Genomic DNA, 15,791 nt, shown 5'->3' with positions numbered 1-15,791 from the left:
AGCTCACTAAAAAAGTGAGCAAATTTGATGATTCCACGTACTTAAAATGGTACTGGACAAATAAATTCGATACGTTCATCGGTTTGGGGATGATGAAAACTCAAACGCTCTGCGTGTAAACACAAACGCGGCATCAAATCTTGCTGGTCAGGCGCAGCATAAAGCGTATCTCCCACGATAGGATGACCTAAAAACTGCATATGTACACGAAGTTGATGCGAGCGCCCTGTAATGGGGGTGAGTGCTACACGAGTCACGGGCTGACCCTGTATTTCAAAATGTTCAATGGCTTTCCACTCTGTCACAGCAGGCTTGTTATGACTGAGCTCTGCAATATGTAACGGTGGACGGGACGGATCATAAATGACAGGCACATCGACAGTGCCCTGACCATGTAAATGACCAGCCACAATCGCTTGATACGTTTTATCGGTTTGACGTTCTTGAAACTGACGAGAAATGGATTTTTGTCCCCAACGACTGAGACCAAAAACCAAGATACCCGAGGTATCGCGATCGAGACGGTGGATCAGTAGTGTTTTAGGTTGTAGTCTGACTAAACGATTGATCATACAATCTTGTAAGTCTTCTGTCTTCCCCGGAACGGTGAGTATACCTGCAGGCTTATGGATGACCATAAAGTCTTCATCTCGATGAATCAGGTGTTCGGTTAGAAAATTACTCAAGGTTCCATTCCAAGCTGATCGCGAAAACAAGCGGGCAATAATAAAAAGCTTAAGCCAGAAATACAATGCAAAAATCGTTTTTTTTGATCATGAACCGATATTGATTGCATTATTTAACGTCAAATGCCGAATCACAGTCTGTATCGATAAGCGATACATAAAGATATCACGCTATTATGACAAACGATTTCGAAATAACCATGCAGCCAAAGGCAAGGTAATTATGGCTAATATCAACATCGGTACAAAGTCCCATTTCACTTGCGCAAAACTCGCACCTTCCAAATACACCCGTTGTACCAAGTCTATGCCAAAGCGTAGCGGGTTGGCATAAGTCAGCCAATTCAATACTTCAGGCATATTTTGTACAGGAGTTAGTAAGCCTGATAAAAGCGTTAAAGGCATGATCAAAAAGAAAGTATACAACATGGCTTGTTGCATATTGAGTGCAATCGCTGAAATCGACAGTCCCACCCCCACAACGGCAATATTAAAGGCAAATAATCCAAAATAAAGTAAGGTCAAAGAGCCATTCATCGGGATCTGAAACCAGAACAGAATAATCGCCAAAATAATGGAAGATTGAATAACCCCAATAATAATCGGCGGAATTGCCTTCCCGATCATAATCTGCGTCGGGGTATAGGGTGTAACTAAGAGCTGATCAAAAGTCCCTTGTTCACGCTCGCGTGCTACTGAAAGTGCAGAAAGTAACAGTGTCTGCATCATACTTAAAGTTGCAATCAGAGATGGCATGATGCCCCATCTCGACTCGACATTCGGGTTATACCATGTCCGCGCTTGTACCGTGATCGCGGAGTTGGTTCCCAAACGTTCTTGATTGACCTGCCCCACCACACTGCTGATGTAGGAGCCCGCCATACTTGCGGTCGATGAGTTTCGCTCATCTAGAATCACTTGAATCGGCGACGACTCTTGATTATTGAGCTTATCCTCAAAATCAGCAGGAATGGTGATGACCGCCAAGGCTGTTCGATCATTAATCACCTGTTGGATTTGTTGATTATTTTGCAAATCTGCTGTTCGTTTAAAAATTCCTGAACCATCTAAATGAGCTAAAACTTGTTGTGAACTTTGGCTTCGGCTTTGATCCAGCACGGCATAATCAACATGATTGACATCATAACTTGCGGCATAACCAAACAAGACCGCTTGGATAAATACAGGCGCGATTAAGGTCACTCGATTGGCAGGATCGACCAAAATGGCTAAAAACTCTTTTCGGATCAGCACCCAAGGATAACGAAACCAGCGCATTAACGTTGCCATAACACCATTTTTCCTTTCGTTAGCCCAAGCGCTTTTTCAGTGTACGCGCGGTCATTGCTGTGAGTAGCACGATATAAATCAATAAAATGCCACACTCTTTGAGCCACAAAGACCAATCATCACCACCGAGTAATAGAGTTTTAATCAAAGTCATATAGTGCGTTGCAGGTAAGACATTACTAATAATTTGCACAATTAGCGGTAAGTTTCGTGTATCAAACACAAAACCTGAAAGCATCAAAGCGGGCATAAAGCTGGCAAGCAGTGCCATCTGACTGGCTTGAAACTGACTTTTTGATAGGCCTGAAATCATCAGACCCAGCAGTAACGACACCATTAAATATAAAAAAGAGGCACTCATAACAGAGAACAGCGATGCGCGGATGGGTACATCAAATAAAACATGTGCTGCAACTAAGCACATCACAATATCGATCATGCCAATTACGATATAGGGCGCTAGTTTTGAAAGTACAATTTCTAGAGGACGTACGGGCGTAACATATAATGCTTCTAAAGTGCCACGCTCGCGCTCACGTGCAATCAGTAAACCTGTTAAAAATGCGCCGACCAAGGTCAAAATCAAGACAATTAAACCCGGTACTAAAAACCACGTACTATTGGCAGACTCGTTAAACCACATACGTTGTTCAACCGTGATAATGCCACCCACCGAAGCTGCATTGGTTCGGTCTGTTTGTATCAAACTGGTGGTATTGAGCGCACTGGTAATATAACCCTGCAAAGCCGAAGCAATACTGGTCGAACGGCCATTGGTAATGACCTGAACAGCACCCACTCCCTTTGCATATTGCTCCGCAAAGTTGCTGGGTATATTGACGATGGCATCAATTTCCGCATTGCCCATTGCAGCTTCAGCTTGGCTAAAGCTGGGATAGTGCTTGACAGTAATGTATTTAGAGCCGTTTAGCCCACTCATCAGTTGCTGACTCTGTGGTGTGGGTTGTTGCTCCACCACCCCGACGCATCCGTTGGTTAAGTCGAAAGACAGCCCATAACCAAACAACAAAATTAAAATAATCGGTAAAATGAAACCGATCGCCATACTGCTTTTATCACGAAGCAGCTGTTTGGATTCTTTACGTGTCAAGGCAAACAGTCGTGTCCAGAAAGCTGAGAAATGATTCATCTGACGCTCCTCAGTGGGCCTGCATGTCTGCACGGGACTGTTCAACGATGGCAATAAAAGCGCTATTCATATCGTTTACACCCTCTAACTGTGCCATCCCACGAATCTGTTGAGGTGTGCCAATCGCCAACAATTTCCCTGCATCTTGAATCGCAATCCGATCACAATATTCAGCTTCTTCCATAAAGTGTGTGGTCACAATTATGGTCATGCCTTGGTTCGCCAACTCTCCAATGGTGTACCAAAAAGAACGCCTTGCTAAAGGGTCAATACCACTGGTCGGTTCATCCAAAAATATAATTTCAGGCTGATGTAACAGTGCTGCTGCCATCGACAAACGTTGTTTAAAACCATTTGGTAGATCACCACTTTTAGCATGTGGCTTAAGTTCAAATTGGAGCAATGCTTTATCAATTTGCTGCTTTAACTGTTTGCCTGATAAGCCATACGCCCCACCAAAAAACTTTAGATTATCCAGTACGCTCAAACTGCCATACAGGGCAAACTTCTGCGATACATAACCAATTTTTGCCCTTGCCTGTGCACGAGCTGTGCGCAAATTCATGCCTGCCACTTCCAACACACCACTGCTGGCGGGCAGCAAACCACAAAGCATACGAAACGTCGTGGTCTTACCTGCACCATTGGGGCCAAGTAAACCAAAAATTTCGCCTCGAGATACATCAAACGAGGTACTAGCTACGGCGGTAAAGTCGCCAAAAGTGCGTACCAAATCCTTCACCACAATCACAGGTTTTTCGAGCTGCTGTTTTACATTCTGCTCTGTTTTCACTTGTGGTGGATCAGAGTTTTCTATCAAAGTTATTGAAGGGTCTAAAGCTAAATTTTCCTGTGCCAATACCGTTTTTTGAATATGTTTCGCCTCATGTAAAAGCAACATAAATGCATCTTCTAGATCTGCTGCTCTCGGTTCTGCAACAACGCCTTTGGGCAAAAGATCTGCTGGGAGTGATGGGCTTTCAGTTCGAGTAATAAAACGCACTACATCTCCTTTGGGAACTGCATCGGCAATATAATATTGATTATCGAGTAAATGTGCTTGTAATACCCGTGCCTTCATGTTGGGACTGGGTTTTACTTGCCATGTTTGTCCCTGTGCCTGAGCCGTCAGTTCATCGGGTGTACCTTGCTTTAAGACTTGCCCATCCAACATGACATAAACCTGATGACAGCGTTCAGCTTCATCCATATACGCAGTACTGAGGATGACACTTAAGTTCTCCTCCCTCACCAACTGTTCAATGATGATCCACAAATCACGGCGTGAGAGTGGATCGACACCGACACTTGGCTCATCCAACAGCAATAGTTCAGGTGAACGGACTAAAGTGCAGGCCAAACCTAACTTCTGCTTCATGCCTCCAGAGAGTTTTCCTGCGGGACGTTCAGTAAAGCGCGCCAAGTCGGTAATCTTGAGCAAACGTGCAAAACGCTCCTTGCGAACGTCCATTGGCACGCCATGCAAATCCGCATACAAGTCTAAATTTTCTTGAATGCTGAGGTCTTCATACAAACCAAACTTTTGCGGCATGTAGCTGATACGATCTTGCACAGATTGTGGATCTTTGGCGACATCCATTCCTAAGACTTTTAAGCTTCCAGTGGTTGGCTCATATAAACCTGCGATCAATCTTAAAAATGTGGTTTTACCTGCACCATCAGGCCCAACCAAAGCCGTTAGTTGTCCTGCCTTGATCTGCATATTTATGCCTTGCAAAGCCTGCACATCATCCAAACCTTTTTGTTCTGTTTTAAAGGTTTTGTTTAAATCCGTGGCAATTACAATGCTCTCTACTGACATCGACTTACTCCCATTCCTTAAGGATTGTTCGTGGCAGTTGGACGCGATGATTTGGCTATGTTCACTGTCACAGGTTGTCCCATCTTCAACTGGTCATTCGGGTCATCGACATAAATTCGGACTTCATACACCAAAGTCGTGCGAATATCTTCGGTCTGTACCGTTTTCGGGGTAAATTCTGCCACAGATGAGATATAACCAATTTTTCCTGTGATGGGCTGATTCGGTTGTGAGTCACGAATGACTTGTGCTGCTGCGCCCATGTTGATATATCCAAGATCCATTTCACTGGCATAAACACGCACCCATTTAGGGTGGATCAGAGCAATGGTATAGACGGACTTGTTTGAAGTCGTCATGTCGCCGACTTCTTGTAAACGTGCACGAATTACGCCATTAACAGGTGCCAGCAGCTTACTTTGAGTAATTTGGTAATCAATCAAATCAAGATTGGCCTTGGTCGATTCATATTGTGCTTTAGCCGCTTCACGATCTTCTGTGCGCGCACCTTTCAAAAGTAGCTCTAGGTTGGCTTTGGTTTCACCTACAGCCGCTTCCGCCATTTTCATATTGCTTTTTGCAGCATCAACCTCTTGCTTACTCACCGCTTGACCCGCAGTACTCCGATTTAAGACATTTAAACGCTGGTATTGTTTATCGGCATTTTCAAATTGGGCTTGGGCAGACTGTACTTTCGCTTTCGCTTGGGTAATCTCTTCAGGTCGATTGCCCGCAGCTTGTTCATTTAAGGTTTGCTGTTGAACTTGTAACTGTGCTTGGGCTTGCTGTGCTTGTATAGTCAGCGAGTCGGTATTCAGTTCGGCAAGAACCTGACCTTTTTGAACGCGATCACCTTCTTGAACAGCCAAGCTTTGAATACGTCCAGCCGTTTCAAATGCCAGCGAGACTTGTCGAATATCGACATTGCCATATAGCACCAGATGATCGGGATCGGCTTTGTCTCGACTGAACCACAAAAATGCAGCCGCTACAGCAATCAGCAATACCCCAACCAGCAGTATGAACTTACTTTTGTTCATGTACACCAAACCTTCGCTTAGTTTTAATACAAGTTTAAATTTAATTTAAACTATAACAATTCAATTAAGAAAGATATACTTCAAGTCTAAATTTTGATGCAGAGTAAATAATGTCTAGAGCTGGACGTAGCGATGGTGATTTAACCAAATCGAAAATTTTGGATGCTGCTGGCCGCCTAATTGCTCAGGATGGTTTTGCAAAAACCACGAGTAAAGCCATTGCCAAGCTGGCCGAAGTCGATTTGGCTGCCATTAACTATCACTTCGATGGTCGTGATGGCTTATATCGTGCCGTACTTGCCGAAGCACATACGCATTATATTGATGAACAAGAACTCTTGACCTTGCTTAACAGCTCTAAAACGCCTACTGAAAAACTGGAAGCTTTTTTTGAAAGCCTGATCGGTAAGCTGGTTGAAACCGATGTCTGGCATAGCAAGGTGTTTGTTCGTGAACTTTTTTCACCGACCACCCACCTATACACGTTTATGCAAAATGATGGTGCGCGAAAGTTTCTTTTGGTCAAAAAAATTATTAGCCAAGTTTCAGGCATTGATGAAAATCACCCTGCACTTTTGCCTTGTGTACTCAGCACAGTCGCGCCTTGTATGATGCTGATTTTGGCAGATGCAAATGGTCCAAGCCCACTTAAAAATGTCTCCAAGCTTGAACCTGCACTTTTGGTTAAACATCTCATGACCTTTTCAGTCGCAGGTTTACAAGCCGCTAAACAACTTTATCTTTGATAAACCAACTGTCCTTGCTTATAGGTTGCAAGAACTTTGATGTCTTTGATTTTAGATGGTTCAGTGGTGATTGGATTGGCACTTAAAATAACAAAGTCACCGTATTTACCTGTACTTAAAGTGCCTTTAATATCTTCTTCAAAATACTGATATGCAGCCCAGTCCGTCATCGTTTTAAGTGCGATATACGGGCTGACTTTTTGTGTCTCACCCAAAACTTTGCCTGTTCGTGTGGTGCGATTAACCGTTGCATCCAACACCATCATGCTTTTCGGTGGGATAACAGGAGCATCATGATGCTCAGTGAAAATCATGCCTTTTCTTAAGGCCGAACCTGTTGGTGAGATGTGTTCAGCACGCTTTTCACCTAAGGTTTGTGCCACATGCCAGTCGCCCCAGTAGTAGGTATGCAAAGAAAAAAATGAGGGAATCAAGTGAAGCTGTTTCGCCCGATCCAGTTGATCCTCTCGCATGGTTTGTGCATGAATAATCACATCTCGTCGCTGTGAGGCATCATATTTCTTTTGCGCATTGGCAATCACATTGAGGTATTGATCAATCGCGGCATCACCATTGGCATGTGCCAAAATGGGCCAATGCTGCCTGAAAGCCAAATCAATCATGTGCTGGACTGTTTTTTGCTCTGGAAATGCAGGATAGCCACGATAGTTCCTATCTTTCCCTTCAGGCGGAACCACATAGGGTTCAGTTAACCATGCTGTTTTACCTTGGGGTGAACCATCTAAGCTAATTTTCACGCCACCAATTCTAAAGTGATTGAGATAGTTTTTGCTTACTCCTTTTTCGAGCATATACGCCTGTTCTGAACTGATATCAGGATAAGAGACGACATCGATGGCTAATTTGTTTTGATTAGCCAAACTGCGCCAAAGTTCTGAAGTACCACGATCAGCTCGTCCTTCTTGTACCGTGGTATAACCATTTTTCATATAGGTCTGTACCGCAGTCAACGCCATCTGCTGCATCATTTCAGGTGGAACCGTTTTAAAAGCCTGTAACATGGCCTCAATCACAACACTTTCTTCCAGTACACCATTTGGAATATTTGTCCCCACTAGGCGTCGAATCACCCCACCACTAGGGTTACTACTTTTTTCATTAATGCCTAACAACTCTAACGCTTTATGATTTACAGAGGCCAAATGCCCTGACTGATGCAAAATCAGTACCGGTTGAGTCGTTGAAATCTGATCTAAATCTGTGGCTGTCGGATGAGCTTTCTCTTGTAGCTGGGCATCATCATAACCATTGCCAATAATCCAGCCAGAAGTCGCTTGGACAAAGGTTGGATTTTGCTTCGCCCACGCCTTCATTTCTTGGATAAGTGTGGCAATACTCACCACCTTGCCATCTGGCGGCGGATATAAATTTGCCACAGTTTGCTGCATACCGACAGAGTTTAAATGGCTATGGGCATCGATGATGCCTGGGATGACGGTCTTGTTATTCAAGTTCAAACGTTTAGCCTGTGGCGCAAGCTTTTCAGCCTCAGACAATGTACCTGTATAACGAATCTTTCCGTCTTGAATTAACATGGCATCGACATAGCTGGGCTGCATGCCTTGCATGGTTAAAATGGGGCCACCATAGACCAATAAGGCATTTTGCGTCTGTTGTTGTGTATTTGCAACGCTGCTAGACGGGCTGGTTGTACAACCACTCATCAGTACCACAGAGGAAGAAAGTAGCGCCGTAAGCACAAAAGAAACTTTATTAAAAAGCATGGGTTAAACACCTCATATTGTTCAATATTATATTTTGCTCCATACGAGCATTCGTTATAGGTATAAAACTTTAAATACAACACATTATCACTCTACCTTAGCACTTTAAGCCGGCTCTTGTCAGGCAGAATAAGGTGCTCAATATTCAACAGATTATTGCAATAACTTTAAGATGTGTTGCAAACGGACATTGTCTATATTTTCTTTATACACTGCATAAATCGGCGCAATACATGGGTTATTGGCCTTAAGCGTTTTATAAACAATCTGCTTATTCCAAAAGTCACGAATGGCCTCAGGCACGATGGATAAACCAATCCCCGCAGCAATCAAGTTTAAGCTTGAGGTTAAACGTGGCGCTTCTTGTACAATTTTGGGACTAAATCCAGCTTGGTAACAACTGGCCAAAATATTATCGAATAAATCTTGCCCCGCTAAACGTCGATATAACACAAAATCATGCGGTTCAAGATCTAGTAAATGAATCGGTTCAGCTTGTTCAGCCAAAGGATGATTGTTGGGTAAAGCCACAATGAGTGGTTCATCTAATACATGTAGACTGGTTAAACCAAGGCCAATGGGTGCAGGTTTACGTAAGAACACAATGTCATTTTTTTCATTACTAATGGAGTCTATCAGCGAGCTACTGCCATCTTCTTCCAGATGAATTGAAACACGTGGAAAAGTTTCCCGAAAGTTACGCAGCAAGGCCGGTAAAAATGGATGTAAGCCAACCGAGTTGGTAAAGCCAATATTAATCTGACCTTCGACCCCCAAAGAAATATCCTGCACACGTTTAGGAATCAACTGCGCATGCGCCAATATCGCAAGGGCTTCTTTGTACAAAACCTTACCTGCTTCTGTTACCTCAACACCACGCGGCAAACGCTTTAACAGCTGAGCATTCAGCTCTTCTTCCAAGCTTTTGATAATCCGTGTCAACGGTGGTTGTTGCATATTCAAACGAACAGCAGCATGCGAAATATTACTTTCTTCTACCACTGCAACAAATGCTCTGAGTTTATGGATATCAATCATGTCTGCCCCATCAAACATACTTTTTCAGTATATATAACGTCAAAAATAGCATTTTTCAATATATCTCTACAGGTTCATACTGGGCATATTCCACAAAAGGCGAAAGACATGAACACTGAAGTGCTCCCTGCTGAACAAATAACCCACCCGACTTCACGGGAACTATTTGCAGGCTTTATGAAGCTGGGACTCATGGGCTTTGGTGGCGTACTGCCACTTGCACACCAAATGGTTGTAGAAGAGCAAAAATGGCTCAACACGGAAGAGTTCACGCACTTATTGGGTGTCTGTCAAATCCTCCCTGGAGGAAACATCATTAATATGGCCGTTGCAATTGGTTATGAGTTTCAGGGGGTTAAAGGTGCGATTAGTGCAGTTCTCGGGTTGATTTTTGCACCGACGGTGATTGTGATTTTGCTGTATCAGCTCTATAGCCAATTTCAAAGTATCGCCGTGATTCAGCACATGATACAGGGTCTAGCAGCGGCAGCGGCAGGTTTACTGTTTGCGATGGGGTTAAAAATGTTGAAACCCATTCTGAAAAGTTACCTCACGATCTTTACTATCGCGCTGACCATCGTCTTTATGCTGATTATTAAGATTCCATTGGCATTAACGTTACTGATCTTAGTCAGCATCAATGTCGCAGTCTTAAGCTTGAACAAAAGAGGAAAAAACGCATGATTTTACTCACTCTAGCCATCGTTTTTACCCAGCTTTCTATACTGGCCTTTGGTGGCGGCAATGCCATTTTGCCTGAAATGCAACATCAATTGGTTGAAGTGCATCGTTGGCTTACTGCCACAGAGTTCAGCACCATGTTTGCCATGGCGCAAGCGGCACCGGGCCCCAATATGATGATTGTACCTTTAGTCGGCTGGCATGTGGCTGGACCTGCTGGACTGTTCGTGACTTCATTGGCAAAGTTTGGGCCCTCTTCTGTACTGACTGTATTTGCACTCAAGTTTTGGAATCAGTTTAAGGATCATCCACTACGCAGCATGTTTGAAAAAGCACTGAAACCAATTACTGTCGGCTTGGTTTTGGTTAGTGCATATATTATTGCCGCAGCATCTGCTCAGAACTGGTTACTTATCGCGATCGTTATCGTTGCGACGGGGTTAAGCTTAGTGAAAAAAATTCATCCACTGTGGGTAATGCTCTTTGGAGCAATATCAGGCGCACTGTTTTTATAAACGGTATGTCATAAAAGTTCATGTTCAATAACACATACTTTCTGTTCCACCGCTACTTTCAAATACATAGTATAAGCCTTGCATCTGAAAACAAAAAAGCTAAGGCTTTGCCGTTTGAGTCAATAGACATGAGAAAAAAGTAGGAGTTAGGAAATATTTCCACCCAAAGCAGTCATTAATTGCGCTGTATTTTTTAATTGCATTTGTTGTAACTCTAATGTGCTCTGTTCAGCTTGTAGCCTTAAACTCTGCGCTGTGACCACTTCCAAATAACTGACCAAACCCGCGTTATAACGTCGCATCACCACGTGTTCATTTTCTTTAGTCAGTTGCAGTAACTGAGCTTGCTCCAGTTGTTGTTGTTTCAAACTTGAAGTTTGCATTAAGGCATCATCGACTTCCTTCCAGCCCGTAAGTACGGCTTGCTTATAGGCTGCTAATTTTTCATCATAACTTGCCTGTGCTTGAGCAACTTCAGCTTGACGTTTTCCACCATCAAAAATAACCGAAGCCGCTTCTAATCCAGTAGACCATAAATATGCAGGGGGCTTGGAACAGCTGACCTAACACTTGGCTATTTAAACTCGCATTAAGACCAATATTGATATCTGGCAACCATGCCGTTTGTGCTAAACCTAACTGTGCATGTGTACTCGCAAGCTCCCGCTCTGCACGAATCACATCAGGACGTTGCATGAGTAAGCGACTGGGTAACTGTGCAGGAACAGTAGGAATACTCAGACCTTGCTGACGTTTCACCAGTTGAAACTGAACCACACTTTTACCCTGCAAGACCGCCAGCACATTTTCCTGTAAATTGCGTTCACGCTGCGTTTCGATCTGCTGTATTTGCACTTGTTTCAACTGTGTTTCTGCCTGTATCACATCTGCCCGCGCAATCATCCCTGCTGTATATTGGTTTTTTAAAATTTGCACCGAACGTAGGTAACTTTTTTGGGTTTGCTGCAGTACATCAAGTTGCGCATCCAAAACACGAATGCTCCAATAAGCCTCAGTCGCCAATAACTGTTGATTCAGTTTCACTGCGGCTAAGTCCGCCTGCACCGCTTCTAAATTTTCCTGTTGTCCCTCTATGGCTTTCGCCACACGTCCCCAGACATCGGGAATCCAGCTGGCCTGAACCCCTGTGCTAAACTGACTGTTTGGAGATGTATGCTTTGCGCCATTACGCTTGGCAGCACCTTCTAAGCTTAGACTGACAGAACGACTGGCTTTTTGCTGCTCAAGTAAAGCATTGGCTTGTCTATAACGTGCCTCGGCCTGTTTCAAATTTAAGTTTTCTGCATTTAACTGTTGCAGCAGTTGGCTTAAAACGGGGTCTTCATAAATATTCCACCATGCGACTGTCGCTCCTTTTAAGCCTGCTGTTTCTGTCCAATTGAGCGCAGCATATTTATATTGCTCATCCGCTTGAATCAGCGGTGTTTTATATTCGGGAGGGCGTACGACCGCCGTAGAACTACATGCAGTCAACAACAACACACAACTTAGGCTGAAGACATTTTTATAAACCAAACCTGACATTCTATTTTCCTATTTCTTTATCTATTTGCCTAAGCTTTGCAGCACAAATTTACGTTTAAATCTTGAACAAGATTCAGCCCATTTTTCAAAGAGCAAATACAAAACAGGCGTTGTGTACAAAGTTAAGAGCTGCCCAAGCGCTAAGCCGCCCACAATGACCACACCCAAAGGCTGACGTAACTCTGCCCCTTCACCCCAACTACAAGCCAGCGGAATTGCACCCAATAACGCTGCGGTATTGGTCATTAAAATCGGACGAAAACGTAGAGCCGCAGCAGACAACACAGCTTGATATGCCGACTTTCCTACCCGCCGTTCATATAAAGTAAAATCAATCAATAAAATGGTATTTTTCACCACGATACCAATAAGTAAAAACATGCCCAACAATGCAATCAGGGTAAACTCAAAGTTAAATATCCATAAGTTCAGCAGTGCACCCAAAGCCACAGCGGGTATGGTCGATAAAATCGTTAACGGATGAACCACACTTTCATAGGTCACCCCAAGCACGATATAAATCAATACAATCACCGCAAGAATCAGTAACGGTGTACTTAAGCCCGCTTGTAAACTTTCTGCTTCTACATCTTTATCCGTGGTCATAAAAACGTTGTTTGGCAACATTACTTCAGTTAAAACAGATCGGATCGCGGTATCGGCCTGTTCATAGCTATAGCCCTGTTTCACGACATAACCAATACCCATCGCGGCATATTGATTACGTCTATACACTCGATCATTGGTAATTCCATAAGACCATGTCGCAAAGTTACGTAGCGGCACAGTTTGTCCATCTTTATTAGGAACTTGTACATTGGCTAAGGATTCAGGATGTTCCGTGAAGTGCTTATCTACTTCCATGACCACATGAAACTGTTGGATTTGATCATAAATGGTTGAAATCTGGCGCTGTGAAAATGAGTTGTTCAGCACACTCGAAATGCTTTCAATATCAACGCCCAAACGACGTGCTGCTTCACGGTCTACATCTAGGGTGACATGCTGCGCGCCTTCATCCCCCATGGTTTCCACTTCCTCAAGTTCAGGTAGTTTTTGCATGGCCTGCGCGACTTTCGGTACCCATTGGCGTAGCTGTGCAACCTCGTCTGACTGTAGTAACAGCATATAATCTTGACCACTGCCACTTGAAAAAGGATCATCCAGTTCTAATTCTTGTTCCACACGTGCTGAGAAAATTGCCCCAGCCTGCCACGGCGCATTTTTTTTCATACGCTCGACAATGGCATGTGAACTTTGCCCCTCACGTTCCGATTTGGGTTTTAAACTCACCATGAAAAAGGAATTTGTGGTTCCACCTGCTCCGCCTGAAGTTCCAACCACATCTTTTACAGCAGGATCACTCAGCAAGCTTTGGCTAAAGGCTGCAATTTTGGGTTGCATAATTTGAAAGGAAAACCCGTCATCACCACGAACAAAAGCCTCAACCCGTCCTGTATCCTGCTCAGGCAATACCCGTTTAGGGAGGTGCTGATAAACATAGAATGAAGCCCCAATCGCACCTAACCAAAACAAAATCACAACATAGCCATGTGCTAGCATCCATTTTAAAGATGTTAAATAAGCATGATTGAACTGCTGCATGCAACGATGGCTAAATTGATATAAAGGCTGTTGTTGGTCGCTCTCTAGCGGTTTTAAACAGCGTGCAGATAAGCTTGGTGTCAACACCAAGGAAACAAAAACGGATAACACCACGGTAAAAACTAAGGTCAGTGAAAACTCGCGGAAAAGCCGCTCAATCACACCGCCCATAAACAGCACTGAAATGAAAATCACCACCAAAGCCAAATTCATGGCCACTAAAGTCAGCCCTACATCCTGAATCCCTTTAATAGCAGCCTGTACAGGAGAGTCTCCCTGCTCAATATGACGCTTAATGTTTTCCAGCACCACAATCGCATCATCCACCACCAAGCCAATAGCGACAATCACCGCCATAATGGAGAGGTTGTTGAGCGAAAAGCCTGCCAAATACACCAAACTACACGCCCCGACCAAAGTCACCAACATGGCAATACCCGGCACAAGAGCACTTTGAATATGCCCTAACATCAAAGCAACGACAATAATGAACAACAGCATGGAAAATAACAACGTATCACGGGCTTCCGCTAAACCTGCGCGAATGATTTCAGAACCATCCATCACTGTAGTCAATTGTGCGTCTGCGGGAATCAGTGATTTTAATTCAGGCAGTTTTTCTTTGATTTGATCAATGGTCGCCACGGTATTGGCATTGGGTTGACGGCTGATTTTGATAATCACCGCAGGTTGACCATTATGAAAACCGCTGACATAGCGGTTTTCAACAGAGTCTTGCACCTCAGCCACATCTTTTAAACGAACGATGGCTTGAGCATTACGATGAATCACCAAGTTGGCAAAATCTTGCGCTTGTTTTAAATCATTCGACAGTGCGACTTGCCAACGAAGTTGATCGGTTTCAACCACGCCCAATGCTTGTACTGTATTGCTTTTTTCAATTGCAGTACGGACTTGTTCCAATGAAACGCCCTGTGCAATGAGTGCATTCGGATTTAAAGTAATCCGCACCGCAGGCATAGACGCGCCATCAATTTCAACTTCACCGACGCCAGTCATCTGCGCAAGATTGGGCTAGAGTTGATTGCTGGCAATTTCATATAATTTACCCGCAGATAAATGCGCTGAACTCAATGCCAAATAAAAAATTCTATCTTCTTGGTAAATCTTTGATGAGCTTTATAAATTCGTCCGCATATTTCTCAGCTTGATCTTTTTGTTCAATCACAGTTATATTTTCATTATTAAATGATGCTTTCACAGTCCAATTAAAAGAACCCGTAATAACTTTCTTGAAATCAATAACACAAAATTTATGATGCATTAAATTATTGAAATTGCCATTTTTAGGTGAGATTTTATAGTATTCGATCTCAGCTTTTTCAAAGCGTATTCCCTTGCTTTCAGTCAAACTATCATCATTCACTATAATTCTTATGTTAACCCCTTTTTGATGTTGCCTATAAAGTGCCTCAGCTATCGGCTTAGAAGTAATCCATGCAACCGCAACCCATACGGAATACTTACTTGTTTTGATATGTTCTATTATTTCTTTCTCTATTTTTTCAAAAACAGGCTTGAGCTGTAAATCCTCTTGAGTAGATTTTCCACCAATTTTATAGATTTCATTCTCAGTTTTATAAAGCAATAAACCATCATGTTTCAGTATTTTATTGAGTTCACATGCAATCTCATCAGGATTTTGTGTTTGGCGATCATCAACCAAAATCTCGATCAAGGAAATTAATTTAAAAGTTCCATTTATCTCAGCAAGCTTTTTATTTGTGAAGTCCCTTCTACTACCAAATTCCCCTTTTTTATTCAACTCCCAATAATCATCACTGAACCCTAAATAATTAAATAGTTTTACAATATCAGAGCCCGATCTCCTCTCTGAAGAAAATTCACGCAAAATTACTGTTGTTAATTCATTTAATGATAAATCAGAAATTTGCATAATAAAAAGC

At 43.1% G+C, this 15,791-nt stretch carries 11 protein-coding genes and 2 pseudogenes; 3 read left to right on the top strand and 10 right to left on the bottom strand.

Annotation, left to right across the window (positions count from 1 at the left end; translation table 11 throughout):
- Positions 1 to 41 precede the first annotated feature (41 nt).
- The 5 genes from AC4CVD_RS06575 to AC4CVD_RS06555 all read right to left on the bottom strand — a co-directional run bounded on the left by AC4CVD_RS06575 (position 42) and on the right by AC4CVD_RS06555 (position 5,988).
- The gene (locus AC4CVD_RS06575) at positions 42 to 686 is read right to left on the bottom strand and encodes an RluA family pseudouridine synthase (protein WP_490752519.1); all 645 of its coding nucleotides are present in this window, start codon (positions 684 to 686) and stop codon (positions 42 to 44) included.
- A gap of 174 nt (positions 687 to 860) precedes the next feature.
- The gene (locus tag AC4CVD_RS06570) at positions 861 to 1,976 is read right to left on the bottom strand and encodes an ABC transporter permease (RefSeq protein ID WP_490752517.1); all 1,116 of its coding nucleotides are present in this window, start codon (positions 1,974 to 1,976) and stop codon (positions 861 to 863) included.
- Between the two features lie 19 nt (positions 1,977 to 1,995).
- Complete coding sequence (locus AC4CVD_RS06565; protein ID WP_490752515.1) at positions 1,996 to 3,126, bottom strand: ABC transporter permease; 1,131 nt, start codon at positions 3,124 to 3,126, stop codon at positions 1,996 to 1,998.
- A 10-nt stretch (positions 3,127 to 3,136) separates the two neighbouring features.
- Complete coding sequence (locus AC4CVD_RS06560) at positions 3,137 to 4,948, bottom strand: ATP-binding cassette domain-containing protein (RefSeq protein WP_490752513.1); 1,812 nt, start codon at positions 4,946 to 4,948, stop codon at positions 3,137 to 3,139.
- Positions 4,949 to 4,965: 17 nt separating this feature from the next.
- Entirely contained in the window at positions 4,966 to 5,988 is a 1,023-nt protein-coding gene (locus tag AC4CVD_RS06555; RefSeq protein WP_004693545.1) for an HlyD family secretion protein, read from the bottom strand.
- 110 nt (positions 5,989 to 6,098) lie between these two features.
- On the opposite strand from AC4CVD_RS06555, the gene AC4CVD_RS06550 reads away from it, so the two are divergent.
- On the top strand, positions 6,099 to 6,734 hold the full coding sequence (locus AC4CVD_RS06550) for a TetR/AcrR family transcriptional regulator (RefSeq protein ID WP_004693547.1): 636 nt from the start codon (positions 6,099 to 6,101) through the stop codon (positions 6,732 to 6,734).
- Here the strand turns inward: AC4CVD_RS06550 and AC4CVD_RS06545 are convergent.
- Both AC4CVD_RS06545 and AC4CVD_RS06540 read right to left on the bottom strand, forming a co-directional pair.
- A complete protein-coding gene (locus AC4CVD_RS06545) occupies positions 6,725 to 8,479 on the bottom strand; it encodes an amidohydrolase (RefSeq protein WP_490752511.1) in 1,755 nt (584 codons plus the stop codon). The two genes, AC4CVD_RS06550 and AC4CVD_RS06545, sit on opposite strands and share 10 nt — an antisense overlap.
- Positions 8,480 to 8,632: 153 nt before the next feature.
- On the bottom strand, positions 8,633 to 9,517 hold the full coding sequence (locus AC4CVD_RS06540; RefSeq protein WP_078389689.1) for a LysR family transcriptional regulator: 885 nt from the start codon (positions 9,515 to 9,517) through the stop codon (positions 8,633 to 8,635).
- Between the two features lie 108 nt (positions 9,518 to 9,625).
- On the opposite strand from AC4CVD_RS06540, the gene AC4CVD_RS06535 reads away from it, so the two are divergent.
- Positions 9,626 to 10,201: a chromate transporter gene (locus AC4CVD_RS06535; protein ID WP_078389673.1), complete on the top strand. Its 576-nt coding sequence runs from the start codon at positions 9,626 to 9,628 to the stop codon at positions 10,199 to 10,201.
- Entirely contained in the window at positions 10,198 to 10,713 is a 516-nt protein-coding gene (locus AC4CVD_RS06530) for a chromate transporter (RefSeq protein ID WP_490752508.1), read from the top strand. Before AC4CVD_RS06535 ends, AC4CVD_RS06530 begins: the two co-directional genes overlap by 4 nt.
- Before the next feature lie 146 nt (positions 10,714 to 10,859).
- On the opposite strand, the pseudogene AC4CVD_RS06525 reads toward AC4CVD_RS06530, so the two are convergent.
- The 3 genes and pseudogenes from AC4CVD_RS06525 to AC4CVD_RS06515 all read right to left on the bottom strand — a co-directional run bounded on the left by AC4CVD_RS06525 (position 10,860) and on the right by AC4CVD_RS06515 (position 15,781).
- A pseudogene (locus AC4CVD_RS06525) lies at positions 10,860 to 12,258 on the bottom strand (efflux transporter outer membrane subunit).
- 21 nt (positions 12,259 to 12,279) lie between these two features.
- Positions 12,280 to 14,973: pseudogene (locus tag AC4CVD_RS06520) on the bottom strand (efflux RND transporter permease subunit); the annotation flags it as partial.
- Between the two features lies 1 nt (position 14,974).
- Positions 14,975 to 15,781, bottom strand: a complete 807-nt coding sequence (locus tag AC4CVD_RS06515) for a phospholipase D-like domain-containing protein (protein ID WP_490752506.1) — start codon at positions 15,779 to 15,781, stop codon at positions 14,975 to 14,977.
- Positions 15,782 to 15,791 lie beyond the last annotated feature (10 nt).

Source organism: Acinetobacter sp. LipI_23 (genome assembly GCF_058243045.1).
Note: the sequence above shows the minus strand (reverse complement) of the source record. Positions and strands in the feature narration are given on the sequence as shown.